Source organism: Caballeronia sp. LZ029 (assembly GCF_031451275.1).
Taxonomy (GTDB): Bacteria; Pseudomonadota; Gammaproteobacteria; order Burkholderiales; family Burkholderiaceae; genus Caballeronia; species Caballeronia jiangsuensis.
In genome coordinates this window covers 358,464-375,411 of sequence record NZ_JARUXO010000093.1, presented here as the reverse complement: position 1 = coordinate 375,411, position 16,948 = coordinate 358,464, and the positions used below count along the sequence as shown (strand labels likewise).

General features: G+C 68.4%; 9 protein-coding genes. 6 read left to right on the top strand and 3 right to left on the bottom strand.

Annotated elements, in window-relative coordinates; translation table 11 throughout:
• The 3 genes from QCE73_RS35750 to tssJ form a co-directional block, all read right to left on the bottom strand.
• Entirely contained in the window at positions 1-1,311 is a 1,311-nt protein-coding gene (locus tag QCE73_RS35750) for a DotU family type VI secretion system protein (protein ID WP_035504750.1), read from the bottom strand.
• Positions 1,312-1,332: 21 nt separating this feature from the next.
• Complete coding sequence (gene tssK, locus QCE73_RS35745; RefSeq protein WP_309885598.1) at positions 1,333-2,682, bottom strand: type VI secretion system baseplate subunit TssK; 1,350 nt, start codon at positions 2,680-2,682, stop codon at positions 1,333-1,335.
• A 122-nt stretch (positions 2,683-2,804) separates the two neighbouring features.
• On the bottom strand, positions 2,805-3,365 hold the full coding sequence (gene tssJ / locus QCE73_RS35740) for a type VI secretion system lipoprotein TssJ (RefSeq protein WP_309885597.1): 561 nt from the start codon (positions 3,363-3,365) through the stop codon (positions 2,805-2,807).
• A 152-nt stretch (positions 3,366-3,517) separates the two neighbouring features.
• On the opposite strand from tssJ, the gene QCE73_RS35735 reads away from it, so the two are divergent.
• The 6 genes from QCE73_RS35735 to tssC all read left to right on the top strand — a co-directional run bounded on the left by QCE73_RS35735 (position 3,518) and on the right by tssC (position 16,919).
• Positions 3,518-5,887, top strand: a complete 2,370-nt coding sequence (locus QCE73_RS35735) for a CHAT domain-containing protein (RefSeq protein ID WP_309885596.1) — start codon at positions 3,518-3,520, stop codon at positions 5,885-5,887.
• Positions 5,888-5,945: 58 nt separating this feature from the next.
• Positions 5,946-7,694 carry a ShlB/FhaC/HecB family hemolysin secretion/activation protein gene (locus QCE73_RS35730; protein ID WP_309885595.1) on the top strand — a complete coding sequence of 583 codons (1,749 nt, stop codon included), beginning with the start codon at positions 5,946-5,948 and terminating at the stop codon, positions 7,692-7,694.
• A 41-nt stretch (positions 7,695-7,735) separates the two neighbouring features.
• Positions 7,736-13,696, top strand: coding sequence for a filamentous hemagglutinin N-terminal domain-containing protein (locus QCE73_RS35725; RefSeq protein ID WP_309885594.1), 5,961 nt, complete (start codon positions 7,736-7,738; stop codon positions 13,694-13,696).
• 13 nt (positions 13,697-13,709) lie between these two features.
• Positions 13,710-14,741: a type VI secretion system protein TssA gene (gene tssA, locus QCE73_RS35720; protein ID WP_309885593.1), complete on the top strand. Its 1,032-nt coding sequence runs from the start codon at positions 13,710-13,712 to the stop codon at positions 14,739-14,741.
• A gap of 83 nt (positions 14,742-14,824) precedes the next feature.
• The gene (gene tssB / locus QCE73_RS35715) at positions 14,825-15,367 is read left to right on the top strand and encodes a type VI secretion system contractile sheath small subunit (protein ID WP_035499928.1); all 543 of its coding nucleotides are present in this window, start codon (positions 14,825-14,827) and stop codon (positions 15,365-15,367) included.
• 46 nt (positions 15,368-15,413) lie between these two features.
• Complete coding sequence (gene tssC, locus QCE73_RS35710; protein WP_035499929.1) at positions 15,414-16,919, top strand: type VI secretion system contractile sheath large subunit; 1,506 nt, start codon at positions 15,414-15,416, stop codon at positions 16,917-16,919.
• Positions 16,920-16,948 lie beyond the last annotated feature (29 nt).

Sequence of the window (16,948 nt, the reverse complement as noted above, 5' to 3'; positions counted from 1 at the left end):
TCAGGACCCGGGCTTCGCGAACAGCGTGACTTCCACGCGCCGGTTGCGCGCGCGGCCGGCGAGCGAATCGTTCGGCGCGACGGGATCGGCTTCGCCCTTGCCTTCCGCCTTCAGACGCGCCGCCGGCACCGTGGCCGCGAGCAGGTCGCGCACGTTCGCGGCGCGCTCCTGCGACAGTTCCCAGTTCGACGGATAGCGCGCCGAGCGGATCGGCCGGTCGTCGGTGTGGCCGGTGACGAGCACGTTGCCCGGCACCGCCTTGAGCGCCGCCGCGATCCGTTCGATGAGCGGCCGCACCGCGTCCGACACTTCCGCGCTGCCGGGCCTGAAGACGTTGTCACCGTGCAGCGTGACCACCGAGCGATCGACACGGTCATCGACGGCGAGTTGGCCATCGCGGATTTCCTGCGCGAGAAATTCGGCGAGACGCGGCCGCGCCGCCTGCGTGACGACGAGCGGCCGTTGCGCGCCCGCGCGGATCGACGCGAGCGTGTTGAACGCGGGATCGGACAGTTGCCCCAGGCGAAAGCTCATCGCCAGATAAGCGAGCGTCAGCACCAGCAGCGCGAACGCGCCGGCGACCCACACCGGCAGCACGTCGGTCGTGCGCCGCCGGGCCGCGGGCACGCCTTCCCAGTGCGGCGAGAGCGCGCGTTCCGGCTCGCCGCGCTCCTTGCGGATCAGTTGATAGAGCCGCGTGCGGATCGCATCGAGCGCCTGCCTGCCTTGCGCCGCCACGCGATAGCGTCCCTCGAAACCGAGCGCGAGCACCATGCTCGCCAGTTCCAGCAGATGCAGATGTTGCGCGGGCTTCTGCGCGAGCCGCGCGAGCAACTGGAACACTTTCTCGCCGCCCCACGCCTCGTTATGGAAGGTGACGAGCAGGCTCTGACGCGCCCACACGCCCGCGCCCCACGGCGTGCACGACGCGGCTTCGTCGAGCATCGTGCAGACGATGTAGCGCGCCGCCGTCACCTGTTCCGCCGCGACGCCGTTCACGCGCGCCTGCGCTTCGAAGCGGCGCACGCCAGCCGCGAGCGAATCGCGCAGCGCGGCGGGATCGGCACACGCGCTCATCGTGCGGATGCGCGGCGCGAGCTGCAACAGCGGCGCGCACGCGGCGACCAGCGGATTGATCGCGCCGCCCTGCGCGAAGGCCGCGTCGAAGGCGTGCGCGTTTGCATCGGGCGATGCCGCGCCGGGCGTGAACGGCCCCTGCGTGCTCCCGGTGCGGCGGCGCGCGCCGGGATTGGGCTTGATCATCGTCTGGTCGGATTCGAATCCGGCGAAAGGATCGTCGTCGTTGGTCATGTCGTCGGGAAACCTGAATGATCAGTGGCGGATGGCCCAGCACTCCAGTTCCAGCGCCGGAAACTCGCCCGCGATGTACATCGCCAGATTGCCGGTCTGCTCCAGCTCCTTCCACAGTTCGCCGCCGCGATCCAGCTCGAAATACGAATAGCCCGCGTGAAACGGAATCTGCCGCGGCGCGACCGGCATCGCGCGCAATTCGATGCCTGGCAGCGCGAGATTCACCAGATCGCGCAGCTTTTCGGCGGGCGCGACCTTGACCTGCGTCGGAAAACGCGTGCGCAGCGCCTCGCCCGGCATCTGCGCGCTCGCGGCGAGCACGAAGCCGGCGGTGCGCAGCAGTTCGAGATCGTTGATGACGGCGACGCGCACGCCGGGCTTCCTGCTCTGCAATTCGATCGCGATGGCGTTCGGCTCCGGCACCTGCGCGAGCAGTTGCCGCACGTCGCGCATGAGCGGTTCGAAGGAACTGGCGAGATCGTCGTGTCGATACGGCGGATAGGCGAGCACGCGGCGGCGCTCGTCGAAGGCGGCGAGATCGCCCGCGAGCGCGAGCGTCGTCTGATAGAGACGTTCGGGATGCAGGAGCGGCACCTGCAACAGATGCGCGAACTGCGGCTCGAAGCGGTTCAGCGTTTGCAGCAGCAGGAAGTCCGCGATCTCGGCGACGCCGCCGCGCCCCGGATTGGCGATATGCCGCGCGAGCCGGTCCGCATGTTGATGCAACAGCCCCGCGATTTCCTGCGCGTGGCCGAGCAAGCGCGCATCGGCGAGCGCGTGGAGCATCGGCGGGACATAGCCCGCGTCGAGCATCACGCGATTGTCCGCGCGCCGTTCCAGCACGCGCGCAATGCCGATGGTCGCGAACGCGTCGGTGGCGTCGCGGGCAAGCATGAGCCGCAGGTTCGGCGCGCCGACGCGCATCTCGGCGACGCGGTCGGTGCTGGTCGTGACGTCGGCGACGGCGGTGTCGGTCGTGCGATAGCGCAATGCGTCGGCGTGACCGTTGAGCGCCGGGGCCGTGCCGTCGGGATCGAACTCCTTCGCGCCGGAGCGTTCCAGCGGCAGCGCGAGCAGCACGGTTTCGTCGCGCGCGCCGGCGGGAATGTCGAGCGGTGGCGGCGCGGGGAAGTCGTCGGGAAAGGAGAACGCGGTGCCGTCGGGCAGCACGCCGAACGCCTGCGCGAGCGCGATCTTGCCGAGCCCGAGCGCGACTTCATCGATCATGACCGACGCCCAGCCCCACGACCATGCCTCGGTCGCACGCACATGCGAGCGCACGAGATGCTCGATGAAGCGGTCGTGCTGCTGGAAATGCTGAGGTTCGAGAAACAGCCCCTCGGACCAGATCATGCGTTGGTGCCAGGTCATGGTGGCGTATCCGCTTCGCGTGGGTTCGGCGTTCCGCTCGCGCCTTGCCGCAGCATGGCGCGAGCGCTCCGCTCATAGAACGATCCAGCGGCGCGAATTTGCAAAGCGGCGCGGGGGCGGATTCACTTCGCCTTCTTCTTCGATGGCGGCGGCGCGGGAGCGGGCTTCGCTGCGATCGACACATCGGCGGCGTCGATGCTCACGCTCATGATCGTCGTCTGGTTCGGCGGCACGGGCGCCGTCGCCCGCCAGCGCGAGCGCTCGATATCGCGATACGCCGCCACGACCGCGATGAACTTCGTGCCCGGCTGCACCGGCTGCTCGACGCTCTGCTTGTCGCCGGGCTTGAGCAGGAACTCGTTCTTCGCATTGAGATCCGCGCCCAGGGTCGCCTGATCCTTGCCGTAGAGCGTGAAGAAGTCGGCGCTGTCGAAGGCGGCGGTCGCCTTCAGCTCGTACACGCGCACGAGCACGGGCGAGGGACGGCCGCTGCGATCCGGATTGACCTTGTCGATGGCGTTCACGTCGATATGCACGATCGTCGGCGGCGGGGGTGGAGGCGGCGGCGGCGACTTGCACGCCGTGACGGCGAACGCGCACATCAGGACGACAGGCGCGACGGCGCGCGCGGCGATGAAGCGCATGAAGCGCCCGAAGCGTGAAATCGGCTCGACGTTGCTCATGGTTCGTCCGTATGCCTGCCAACACAGCAGCAGACGAACGGCGCCGCTGCATTTTTCAAACCGGCCGCAATGGATCGTCTACTCGTGACACCGCCGCGAACGTTTGCCGCTCGCGTCGAAACAAAAGCCGGGGTCCATCGAGGAGCGCATCTGTGAAACCGATCGAACGGATCGCGTCGGCCTGTATCGAGGCCGATGCACACGCGCCCATGAGCGGCGCGGGCAAACGGGTCGACATTCTGTTCGCGCTGCTTACGATGCTGGCGCTGGGTTCGCCCGCCGTTCATGCGCAGGCCACGTTGCGCGCTGCCGGATCGGCATGCGCGCCGGATGCCGCCAGCATTCAGCTCGCGTCGAACGATCTGCACGAACCGGGCATGCAGCTCGCACAGAACGACGCGCCTGCCGGACAACCCGCGCGAGGTGCGCGCAACGCGCCGGACACGAAGGAAACGCACGCCGCGGCTGCATCGGATGCGACGCAAGGCGCGCCGCTCACGAGCGCCGCGCGTGACGCCGAAGCCCGCGTGCGCGATGCCGAAACCATCGCGACGCTCTCGAAGGAAGGTCAACTGCTGCTCGCGCGCGATCAGGTCAAGCTCGACGGCTACGCGTATTGCAGCATGTCGGTGGCGGCGGCGGAGCGCGGCGATTTCCGCGAGAGCATCGAGGCGGCGTCGCGCGCGCTCGTCGTCGCGAAGGAGACGGACAACGCCAATCTCGCCGCGTTGTCGCGCCGCGATCTCGCGATCGCCTACAGCTACGCGGGCGATCTCGACGACGCCGCGCGCTACGCAAAAGAAGCGCTCGCCGCGGGCGAGAAGAATCCGCAGCAAGTGCTCGCGCCGGCGCACAAGGTGCTCGGCGACATCGCGGCGCGGCGCGGCGATGCGGCGGCGGCGCTCACCGAATATCGCGCGGCGCTGGATGCGGCGTCGCCGCGTTATCGGCCGCTGGTGCTGCTGTCGATCACCAATGCGCAGATCGCGAGCGGCGATGCGGCGGGCGCGCGCGCGACCTTCGAGCAGACCGGCGATGTCGACGGCACGCTGCTCGCGCCGCTCAGGAAACGTATCGAAGGCAATCTGCTGCTCGCCGAGAACAAGCCCGAACAGGCGCTCGCCGCGTTCTCCGCGAGCGCGGCGAAGGGCGGATCGGATGCCAGCTACGACAATCTGTGGGCGCACGAAGGCATGGGCCGCGCGTATCTCGCGCTCGGCAAGCGCAAGGAAGCCCGCGATGCGTGGCTCGCCGCGCTCGACGATTCCGAATCGATCCGCGCGCGCTTTCGCAGCGACGAGTTCAAGACCGGCCTCTTCTCCGACACGCAGACGGTCTTCGAGGAAACCATCGCGCTCGTCGTGGAGGATGGCGACTATCCGCTCGCGTGGACGCTGTCGGAACGCAGCCGCAGCCGCGCGCTGCTCGACGTGGTGCGCAATCGGCTCGACAAGAACGTCGATGAAACGCAGCTGAACGGCCGTACGCTCTCGCTCGACGATGTGCGCGCGACGCTCGCGCCCGGCGAGGCGATCGTCGAATATCACGGCCTGCCCGACCGGATGATCGCGTGGGTCGTGCGCTCCGATGGCATCACGGGCTTCACGCTGCCGATCAAGCGCCACGACATGACGCTCGCCGTGAGCGACTTCCGCAACGCGATCATTCGCGGCAAGCCGCAGGCGATCGCCTACGGCACGAAGCTCGATGCGCTGCTGATCGAGCCGCTTAATCTGCGCGCCGACGAGCGGCTCATCATCGTGCCGAACGGCGCGCTGCACTACATGCCGTTCCAGGCGCTCAAGAACGCGCAGGGCTTTCTGATCCAGCGTCACGCGATCTCGCTCGCGCCTTCGGCGAGCGTCGCGGTGCAGCTCGTGCGCCGCCAGCAGCACATCGCGAGCAATCTCGTCGCGTTCGGCAATCCGCGCATCGGGCCGGAGTACGAACTGCCGTCGGCGGAGGCGGAAGTGCGCGCCATCGGCCCGCTGTTCGCGCGCAACGAGACCTTCCTGCGCAGCGACGTGACGCGCAAGGCGTTCGACGACAACGCGCCGGCCGGCCGCATCGTGCATGTGGCGACGCACGCGCAGGCGGACACCATCGATCCGCTGCATTCGCGCGTGCTGCTCGCGCCTTCGAGCCAGCCCGCCGATGGCCCCGATCCGCTGCTCGCCGCCGACATCTACAACCTCAAGCTCGACACGGTGGCGCTCGTCACGCTGTCCGCGTGCGAGACGGCGCTCGGGCGCGTCGGGCGCGGCGACGAAATCATGGGCTTCACGCGGGCGTTCTTCTATGCGGGCGCATCGGCGTTGCTGGTGTCGATGTGGCCGGTCGCCGACGAATCGACCGAACTCACGATGCGCACCTTCTATGGCTCGCTCACGAAGGGCGAGCAGGCGATCGACGCGATGCGCGACGCCCAGCTCGCGGTGCTCGCCAATAGCCGCTTCGCCCATCCGTTCTACTGGGCGCCGTTCGATCTGATGGGCAACTGGCGGCTTTCGGTCGCCCGCTGAGTTTCGTCCGACGCCGTGCCGCGCCGGTCCCGATGAGGATGTCGCCGTGAACCATGCCATGAAAACCGAACTTTCCGCGCGGCGTTTGCCTTCGCGTCTGCGTCCGCGCCGTCTCGTGCGCATGGCGGGCGCGAGCCTCGCCTGCGCGAGCGCGATCACGGCGTGGGCGCAGCAGGTGCCGCTGCCCGGCACGGCGCAGGTGCCGAGCGCGGGCACGCTGCTCAACGAGCAGCCGCGCCCGCCCGTCACCGCGCCGCCGCCCGGTGGCGGGGCCAATGCGCTGCCCGCGCCGATCGCGCCGCCCGAGCCCGTGCCCGAGGGCAAGAAGTTCGTGCTCAAGAGCATCCGCCTCGCGGGCAACGAGACCTTGCCCGCCGACACGCTGCTCGCGCCCGTCGCCGACAGGATCGGTCAGGAAGTGTCCATCAACGATCTCAACGCGATGGCCGCACGCGTCGCGCAGGTGTATCGCGATCGCGGCTATCCGCTCGCGCAGGTCGTGATTCCGCCGCAGGACGTGACCGAAGGCGATGTCACCTTCACCGTGCTCGAAGGCAAGATCGGGCGCGTGCGGCTGACCATGGCGCCGGGCGCGCCGATCAAGGAGTCGCTCGTGCGCGCGCGGCTCGCCGCGATCGAGCCGGGCAAGCCGCTCAGGCAAGGCGAGCTCGAACGCACGATGCTGCTGCTCTCGGACGTGCCCGGCATCAAGGTGAGTTCGGCGCTGGAGTCGGGCAGCGCGCCCGGCACCGTCGATCTGAACGTGACCGTGGAAGCCGCGCGCCGCTACGACTTCGCGCTCGCCGGCGACAACTACGGCTCCGCGCCCGCCGGACGCTGGCGTCTGGGCGCGGTCGGCCGGCTGGCGTCGCCGTTCGGCATAGGCGACAACCTCGACGTGAACTTGCTCGCCGCCGAGCGCGCCGACACGCTCTACGGACGCGTCGGCTATGACGCGCCGGTCGATGCCAACGGCACGCGTCTCGGGATCGCGTACTCGCATCTCTACTACTACCTCGGGCAGGACTTCTCGGCGCTGCAGGCGCACGGCAATGCCGATGTGGTCACGGCGTCGGTCACGCATCCGCTGATCCGCTCGCGCAGCCAGAACCTGCTGTTGCGCGGCGCGCTCGAGTATCGCTCGCTCACGGACAAGATCGACACCGTCAACTTCGACAATCCGCAGAAGCTGTATGTGGCGAGCGTCGGGCTGTCGTACGAGAGCCGCGACAATTTTCTGGGCGGCGGCTTCAACAGCGCCGACCTGCAACTGGCCTTCGCGCACCTGAATATCGATTCGGCGGCCGGGCAGCAGATCGATCAGGGGCCGGGCGGACGCGACACCGCGGGCAACAGCGTGCGCATGATCATGCAGGCCAACCGCCTCAATGCGATCACGCCGAAGACGAGCTTCTTCGTCGGCGTGTCGGGGCAGTGGGCCAACCAGAACCTCGACAGCTCGTCGCGCTTCGCGCTCGGCGGGCCGAAGGCGGTGCGCGCGTACTCGCCGTCGGAGGCGATCGTCGACGAAGGGCTGGTCGCGACGGCATCGTTGCGCTACGCCGTGATTCCGACGCTGACGCTCTCCGCCTTCTTCGATATCGGCGTGGGCCGCTACAACGCGCGCTCGGTGCCGGGACAGGGCGCCAACACCGTCACGCGCAGCGGGGCGGGCCTGGGCGTCTTCTGGAACGCGCCTTACGGCATCACCGTGGACGCCAGCGTGGCGTGGCGCACCACCCGCGCCGACAGCACCGGCGATGACAAGGTGCCGCGCGTATATGTTCAGGTTTCCAAATCGTTTTAGCTGATCAACGCCGCATCGGAGCGGTCAGACAGGAGTTCGACATGAGCGACGACATCAGCCTTCGGACCCGCCGGCATCGCCGGGAGTGGGAGCGAGCGATCCGGCGGCTTGCCAGGCGCGCGGCGCGCCATGCGGGCATCGACGTCAAGCCGGCCGCGCTGCTGCCGCTGATCGCGCTGGTGGCCGCGCCTGGCGTGTTCGCGCTGCCCGGCGGCGGGCAGGTGGTGAACGGCAACGTGAGCATCAGCCAGCCCGATCCGCACACGATGGCGATCACGCAAGGCTCGCAGAAGGGCATCGTCAACTGGAACTCGTTCTCGATCGGCGGGAACGAGACGGTGAACATTTCGCAGCCTTCGTCGCAGGCGGTGCTGCTCAATCGCGTGACGGGCGGCGAGGCGAGCAACATCGCCGGGCATCTCAACGCGAATGGGCGAGTATTTCTCGTCAATCCGGCGGGCGTGCTGTTCGCGCGCGGCGCGTCGGTGAATGTGGGCTCGATCGTCGCCTCGACGCTCGGCATTTCGGACAGCGATTTTCTCGCGGGCAAGTATCGCTTCACGAGCGCGCAGAACGCGGGCGGGCTGGTGCGCAACGAAGGCACGATCACGGTGGGCGAGCGCGGCACCGTCGCGCTGCTCGGCGCGCAGGTGGACAACAGCGGCACGGTGAGCGCGAAGCTCGGCACCGTCGCGATGGGCGCGGGCAGCGACATCACGCTCGATTTCGCGGGCGACGGCCTCACCATGCTCAAGATCGATGGCCCGGCGGCGCAGGCGCTCGCGAGCAACTCGGGCGTGCTCCAGGCCGACGGCGGCCAGGTGATGATGTCGGTGCAGACCGCCGATGCGCTCGCCTCGACCGTGCTGAACCAGACGGGCACGGTGCGCGCGCAAAGCGTGGCGGAGCGCAACGGGCGCATCGTGCTCGATGGCGGCAACGCGGGCCTGACGCAAGTGGCGGGCAGCGTCGATACGACCGGCGGCGCGGGCCTTGCCGGCGGCAGGATCGATATCACGGGGTATCACGTCGAACTGAATGACTCGGTGATCGACGCGAGCGGCGGCGCGGGCGGCGGGCGCGTGCGCGTGGGCGGCGGCTCCGCGGGAAAGGCCACCGATATCCACAACGCCGATGCCGTGTGGATGGGGCCGGGCGCGCAAATTCACGCGGATGCGCTCGACAGCGGCGACGGCGGCAACGTCGTGGTCTATGGCGCAAACGCGGCGCGCGTGTACGGCACGCTCACGGCGCGCGGCGGAAACGTGACGGGCAACGGCGGTCTGATCGAGACATCGGGGCGGTTTCTGGATGTGGCGGGCGCGAATATCGATGCATCGGCGCTGCATGGCATCGGCGGAACGTGGCTGCTCGACCCGTACGACGTGACGATCACGTCGACCAGCATCGACAGCGGCGGCGGGCCGAATTTTTCCGCGTCGTCGGATGTATCGACGATCTCGGTCGGAACTGTCAACAGCCGTTTGAACGCGGGGACGTCGGTCACCATCGATACCGGGACGGGCGGTCCCGAAACGGGCGGCAACATCACGCTCGACGGTCTCATCAACAAGAGCGAAGGCAAGGCGGCCACGCTGACGCTGCTCGCCGCGCGCTCGATCCTGATGGACCGGACGAAGGACAGAAGCGCCAGGGCGGGCATTGTATCGTCGCAGGCGCTCGACAGCGACACGCCGAGCCCGCTGTCGGTCGTGCTGACCGCGAACACCGCCGGATACAAGGACAGCTCGGCGGAGATTTTGCTGCGCGCATCGGAAGGCAACGCGGCGTTCCAGTTCCTGACCAATGGCGGCGACGTGACGATCGGCGGCCCGGCGGGCGGCGTCGCGCCGCGCGTCGTGATCGACAACGTCAACATCGACACGCGCACGCGCACGGATACGCTGTCGGGGGACGGAGCCGTCCGGATCGGCACGAATGCGCCGAGCGGCCGGATCTCGATCAATGGCTCCGCCCCGGTGGACGCGGTCGGTGACGCGCGGGGTCTTGCCTACGGCGTGAACGTCGAAGGCGGGTCCACGCTGCAAACGACGACCGGCGCGATCGCGCTGACCGGCGACGGCTTGACGGGCGGCGTGAAGGTCGGCGGCAGCGCCGGCAACAGCACGCGCGCCTCCGGCATCACTTCGACGACGGGCGGAATCAGCCTGACCGGCACCGGATCATCGACCGGAACCGGCGTAGTTCTCAACGGCGCGAACCTGGATTCGACCAGCGGCGCGATCACGGTGACCGGAAACGGCGGCGCGGGCGGCGTCTCGGCGCAATCGGGCAGCATCGAGCCGGGTTCCGGCAACGTCACGATCGACGGCACCGTGCTCGCCTCCGGATCGGTCGCACGCGCGGACGGCGTCTCGCTCTCCTCGATGCCGATCACCACGACGGGCGGCATCACCATTCGCGGCCACGCCGCACTCGATGGCCCGCTTGGCGGCGGCGTGACCATCGAGGGAGCGGGCGAGGGCAACATCACGCTGCGTTCGGGCCTGCCCGGCATCCGCGTCTACGGCAGCGGCAACGGCTACGAAGGCGTCTCGACTTCGGCGGGCGGCGTGGACAGCGGCCGGGGCATCTTCTTCGTCGCGTCCGCCCGCGACGGCACGGCTGGCCCGATCGACATTCGCGGCGTGACCAACGGCGTGGAAATCACCGCGTCGGGCGCCGATACGCGCTTTCATTCGGGCGTGAAGCTCGTCAACGCGAGCCTCGACGGCTCGGACATCACGCTCGCCGGCTCCATCTCCGGCGGCGCGACGGTGGAGCTGGCGGGGCTGCAGATCATCGATTCCAGTGTCGGCTCGACGGCCACGAAGACGCTCACGCTGCGCGCGTCGAACACTGCCGCGAACACGTCGTCCATTGCGTTCGATGCCGGCTCGACCTCGCTCGATGCCCGCTCGACGCTGGCCGCGCCCCACGGGACGCTAGTACTTGCGCCGGGCAGCGTGTCGGCGGCCACGTTCGACATCGCCGCCGACGATGCCGCGCCGATCAGCATCGGCGTGGCGGGCGCGACCGGGCGTGGCTTCACCATCGACGACACGTTGGGCACCCGTTTGACGACGAGCGTCGACAACATCTATATCGGCTCGGCGTCGCACACCGGGCATATCGAGGTCGGCGGCACGTGCGCCGCCGCGCCGTGCGCGGGCCTGCCGACCTTCGGCAACCTGTCGGTCGCGAGCGGCGGCGCGGGCAGCCAGGGCATTTCCTTGCTCTCGGGCATTTCGCTGGGCGGGAAGCTCACGCTCGATTCCGCCGGCCCCGTGACGCAGGCCGCGCCGATCGAGGCGGTCGGGCTCCTCCTCACCGGGCCGGGCACGTTCACCCTGACCAACGCGAACAACGTCTTCGGGCCGGTCACGCTCGTCGGCACCGGCAATACGTCGGTGAGCGGCACGAGCCTGACGCTCGACAGTGGCAGCGGAACCGAATTCGATGCGGCCACCAACGCCTTCAGAACGATCGACGGCACCGCCCGCTCGACGCTCGCGGGCAACCTGACGCTCACATCGACGAGCGGCGATATCGAGATCGGAACGCCGCTCCAGAACGCATCGGGCCACGACATCACGCTCGATCTGCACAGCGCCGATTCCGTCACCATCGGCTCGAACATCACCTCGACGCTCGGCGCGCTCAACCTGGTCGCCGACGCGGTGAACGAAGTGTTCGTCGGCGGGTTCGCCAGCGGCGACGGCACGGCCTCGCGCGTCGCCATCCAGACCAACGGCGGCAACGTGACGCTGACGGGGCACGGCGCGACCGTGACCACGTCCGACGGCCCAACCAGTACGACGGGCGCGGGCGTCGTGCTGCGCCTGGCCGACATCGATACGCGCACGGGTGCGGCGAACGGCACGCCGACGGCAACAGGCGGCGCCGTGACGATCCACGGCACCATGCCCGCGTCAGCCGGCGTCGACGGATCGTTCCTGGGCACGCGCGCGGGCATCGAAGTCAACGACGCGACGATCTCGACCGGCAGCGGCGACGTCACCCTCGTCGGGCAGAGCCTGAATCCCGCGGTGAATCCGGGCGGCGGCGTGGTGCTGGGCGATGCCGCGCAGTTCAAGTCCGGGCCGGGCGGTCCCGCGCGCATCACCACGGGCACCGGCGCGATCCGCATTGACGGCACCGGCAGCGGCCCCGGCTATGCCGGCGTGACGGTGACCGACGGCGCGTCGATCACGAGCGCGGGCGGTCTCATCGACATACGCGGCAGCAGCGCGGGCGTGTACGACATCACAGGCGTGAGCGCGTCTTCGCCCACGTACGGGGTGCTGCTGCTGAACGGCTCGATCAACGCGAGCGCGCCGTCCGGCACGGTTTCGATCGCCGGATCGACGCCCACCGCCGATGCGGGCATCGCTTACGGCGCCGTGCCGCTGTCGGGCTTCCCGCCGCTGACAGCGGGGCCGTTCTCGATCACGACGGGTCAAGGCGGCGTCATCTCGCTGCGGGCGTCGAACAACGGCACGGCCACGAGTCTCCTGGGCCGCGTCGGCGCGGGCTCGATCGATCCGAAGGGCGGCACGCTCGCGATCTCGGCTGCCTCGGTCGATCCGTCGAGCTTCAACGTGACCGCGCTGAACGGCGTGCCGATCACGCTCTTCGGCACGAGCGCGACGCCGGGCCTCGCCATCGACAACGCCACGTATCAGACCTTCTCGACCAGCCTGCAAACGCTCGTGCTCGGCTCGCCGACGCAGACCGGGCGCATCACGGTCGCGGGCCCGTGCGCGGGCGGCGCGGGCTGCGCGACGCGTCCGGCGGTCGCGACGAACCTCACGCTCGAAAACACCGGCGCCGGCAGTCAGGGCATCGATCTGCCTTCCGGCATCGCGCTGCCGGCCAACGCCACGCTCGCGCTCGACACGACCGGCACGGTCGGCGATCCCGGCGGCGTTCAGGCCGGCACGCTGGTGCTCGCGGGCGGCGGCGTCTTCAATCTGCTCGATCCGAACGACGTCGGTACGCTCGTCGTCGCGGGCGCGGGCACCGTGAACTTCAGGAACGCGGGCAGCTTCACGATCGGCACCGGCAGCGCGAATGGCGTCGATGCGAACGGCCGCGTCGTGCCGGTCGGCGGCCAGCCGGGCACGCTCACGGGCAATCTCGTCGCGATCTCCGACAACGGCCGGGTCACGCTCGGCGCGCCGAACGCGCCGCTGAATCTGAAGGCCGGCGGGAGCATCGACCTCGTGATGGAGAACGCATTCTTCGACAATCCGTACGGGAGCACGCTGGGCGCGGGCAACGCGTGGCGCGTGTGGGCCATGACGTGGCAAGGGGAGAACCGCGGCGGCATCGATCCGCGCGGCCCGCTGCCGAACTTCTATGGCTGCGTCTACGGCGGCGTGTGCGGCTGGAACGGCCGGCCGTCAATGGATGTCGTGTCGGGCAACGGCGATCATTTCGTGTACACGCAGCGGCCGGTCATCACCGTCGATATCGGCAATCAGGATCGTTACGTCGGCGAGGACAACCAGCCGTTCAGCTACTCGCCGGGGCAGCGCTTTCTGAACGGCGATCAGCAGGGCAACGTGCTCGCCGGCTCGATGAGCTCGCCGGCGAACCGGAGTTCAGCGCCCGGAAAATACGCGATCAACGGCACGTTCTCGTCGGCCGTGGGCTACGACGTGAATGTCGTTCCCGGCACGCTCACGGTGATGGCGCCGCCCCCGCCCCCGCCCCCGCCGCCGCCTCCACCGCCGCCCCCGCCCTCGCCGCTCGAAGGCGCGGTGTTCAACCGCACCGGCCTGCAACCGCTCTTCACCGCGCAGGAGCAGAGCTTCGTCTACGAGAGCAATCTCGGCGGCGTCAACGTGTGCGTCGGCACGAGCGAGCCGATCCTCGCCTTGCAGCAGTCCGAAGGACCGGCCGATTCGCTCGCCTCCGAATGGAAGCGCGTGCGCTCGCGGCCGAACCTGAACAACTGTCTGGTCGTGAACGGCCAGCACGGCTGCGGCGAATTCTGAGAACGGAGCCGTGATGATCGATGTAGAACCGCTGCTCGCGCCCGCCGAAACGATGCCGCCCGCCGGCGTCGATCTCGAATACGATCCGGCGTTCCTCGCGTTCGAGGCGCTCGCGCGCGGCAATCCCGAGCGCCAGTTCGAAGCGCTCGCCGAGCCGACCGCGTGGCCCGACGTGCTCGAAGAGTCGCAAGCGCTGCTCACGAAGTCGAAGGATCTGCGCATCGCCGTGGTCTACGCGCGGGCGGCCGCGCGCGTGCACGGCCTCGCGGGTTTTCATGCGGGGCTGCGGCTTCTGACGGGCCTCTTCGAGCGCTACTGGGACAACCTCTATCCGCCGCTCGATGCCGACGACGACAACGATCCCGTGCTGCGCGTCAACGCGCTCGCGCCGCTCGCGGACGCCTACACGCCCTTCGCGGAAGCCGAAACCCTGCTGCACGACCTGCGCGAGACCGAAGTGTGCCGCGCGCGCGGCGAGCGGCTGACGGTGCGCGACATCCTGATCGCGCAGGGCAGGCTCATGGCGGCCGAAGGGGCGAGCGCCGCGACGCCCGCGCGGGTCGAAGGCATGATCGCCGATGCGCTCGCGCAGGACCCCGACGTCTTCGCCGCGGGCATCGATCTGCCGCGCGTGGTGCAGACGCTCGGCATCGTCATGACGGCGCGGCTCGGCGCGGAGCGCACGCCGCTCATCGAAAAGATGATGGACACGACGCGCTGGATCGCCACGCAGTTGCGCGCGGCGGCGCAGCCGGATGCGTCGCAGCCGGCCGATGCGGCTCCTCTCGGCGCGATGGCTCCTACGCCGGCGAGCGCGCCCCGCGTGGCGGCGCGTCCCGGCGAGATCGCGACGCGCGAGGACGCCATCGCGCTGCTCGACGCGGTCTGCGCGTTTCTCGAACGCACCGAGCCTGCGCATCCCGCGCCGCTTTTGATCCGGCGCGCGCGCGGGTGGCTCGGCAAGGACTTCCTCTCCGTGATGCAGGACCTGGCGCCGGAGAGCCTCACGCAGATTCACCTGATCGCGGGAACCAGGCCGCGTTGACCGCGCGGGCGCAACCCGCTTTAAAACAAGCCACGCGTGAATCGTCTTCCAGGCGTGGCTCATGCACATGCACAGGAGGCCTCATGGCAACCAGCAGTCAGAAGTTCATCGCCCGCAATCGCGCGCCGCGCGTGCAGATCGAATACGACGTCGAGACCTACGGCAGCGAGAAGAAGATCCAGCTTCCGTTCGTGATGGGCGTCATGGCCGACCTCTCCGGCAAGCCCGCCGAAGCGCTGCCGCCCGTCGAGCAGCGCAAGTTCCAGGAAATCGACATCGACAACTTCGACAGCCGCATGAAGGCGATGCAGCCGCGCGTCGCGTTCCAGGTGCCCAACAAGCTGACGGGCGAGGGCAATCTGAGCGTCGATATCACCTTCGATACGCTCGACGATTTTTCTCCCGCCGCCGTCGCGCGCAAGGTCGACTCGCTCTCGAAGCTGCTGGAGGCGCGCACGCAGCTCGCCAATCTCGTCATCTTCATGGATGGCAAGAACGGCGCGGAGGAACTGATCGCGCGCGTGCTCGACGATCCCGCGCTGCTCAAGACGCTCGCGACCGCGACGCCCGACAAGGCCGCCGCCGACGACGCTTCGACCCCAGCCGCCGCGCCCGCCGCCGAGTGAGCGTAGCGCGCAAGCCATCACGAACGAGCCCTGAAAGGTAACGACCATGTCCGACATTCCTCAAGCGGCCGAAGCCGCACCCGAACTGCAGGGCGCGACGCTCGAAGGCAACGACCTCGCCTCGCTGCTGAACCGCGAGTTCCGCCCCAAGAGCGACGAGGCGAAGACCGCGGTGCAGACGGCGGTACAGACGCTCGCGCAGCAGGCGCTCTCGCAGACGCAGATCATCTCCGGCGACGCCATCCGCTCGATTCAGGCGATGATCGCCGAGATCGACAAGAAGCTCACCGAGCAGGTGAACGAAGTGATGCATCATGCCGACTTCCAGAAGCTGGAAGGCTCGTGGCGCGGGCTGTACTACCTCATCAACAACACCGAAACCGACGAGATGCTCAAGATTCGCGTGATGAACATCTCGAAGAAGGACCTCGGCAAGACGCTCAAGCGCTTCAAGGGCGTCGCGTGGGACCAGAGCCCGCTGTTCAAGCAGATCTACGAGCACGAGTACGGTCAGCTCGGCGGCGAGCCGTTCGGCGCGTTCATCGGCGACTATTACTTCAATCAGACGCCGCCCGATGTCGAACTGCTCGGGGAGATGTCGAAGATCGCGGCCGCGGCGCACTCGCCCTTTATCGCCGCGGCCGATCCGAGTCTCCTGCAGATGGATTCGTGGCAGGAGCTCGCCAACCCGCGCGATCTCACGAAAATATTCGGTACGCCGGAATATGCGAGCTGGCGTTCGCTGCGCACGTCGGAAGATTCGCGCTATATCGGCCTTGCGATGCCGCGCTTTCTGGCACGCGTGCCGTACGGCGCTAAAACCGAGCCCGTCGATGAATTCGACTTCGAGGAAGAAACGGGTTCCGCCGATCATTCCAAGTACACCTGGGCCAATTCGGCCTATGCGATGGGCGTGAACATCACGCGTTCGTTCAAGCTCTATAGCTGGTGCTCGCGCATTCGCGGCGTGGAGTCGGGCGGCGCGGTCGAAGGGCTGCCCGTGCACAGTTTCCCGACCGACGACGGCGGCGTCGACATGAAATGCCCGACGGAAATCGCCATCTCGGATCGCCGCGAGGCCGAACTCGCGAAGAACGGTTTCATGCCGCTGATTCATCGCAAGAACTCGGATTTCGCGGCGTTCATCGGCGCGCAATCGCTGCAGAAGCCCTTCGAATACGAAGACCCCGACGCCACCGCGAACGCCGCGCTCGCCGCGCGCCTGCCATATCTGTTCGCCTGCAACCGCTTCGCGCATTACCTGAAGTGCATCGTGCGCGACAAGGTCGGCAGCTTCAAGGAACGCTCCGACATGGAGATATGGCTCAACAAGTGGATCACGCAATACGTGGACGGCGATCCGGCCAATTCCTCCGAGCACACCAAGGCGCAGAAGCCGCTCGCCGCCGCCGAGGTGAAGGTGCAGGAAGTGCCGGGCGCGCCGGGCTACTACACGTCGCAGTTCTTTCTGCGTCCGCATTATCAGCTCGAAGGGCTGACGGTCTCGCTGCGGCTGGTGTCGCGCTTGCCTTCGCAGAAGGAAGCAGCCTGAGAGTTTCAGATGTTTCGTATCGCCGATGC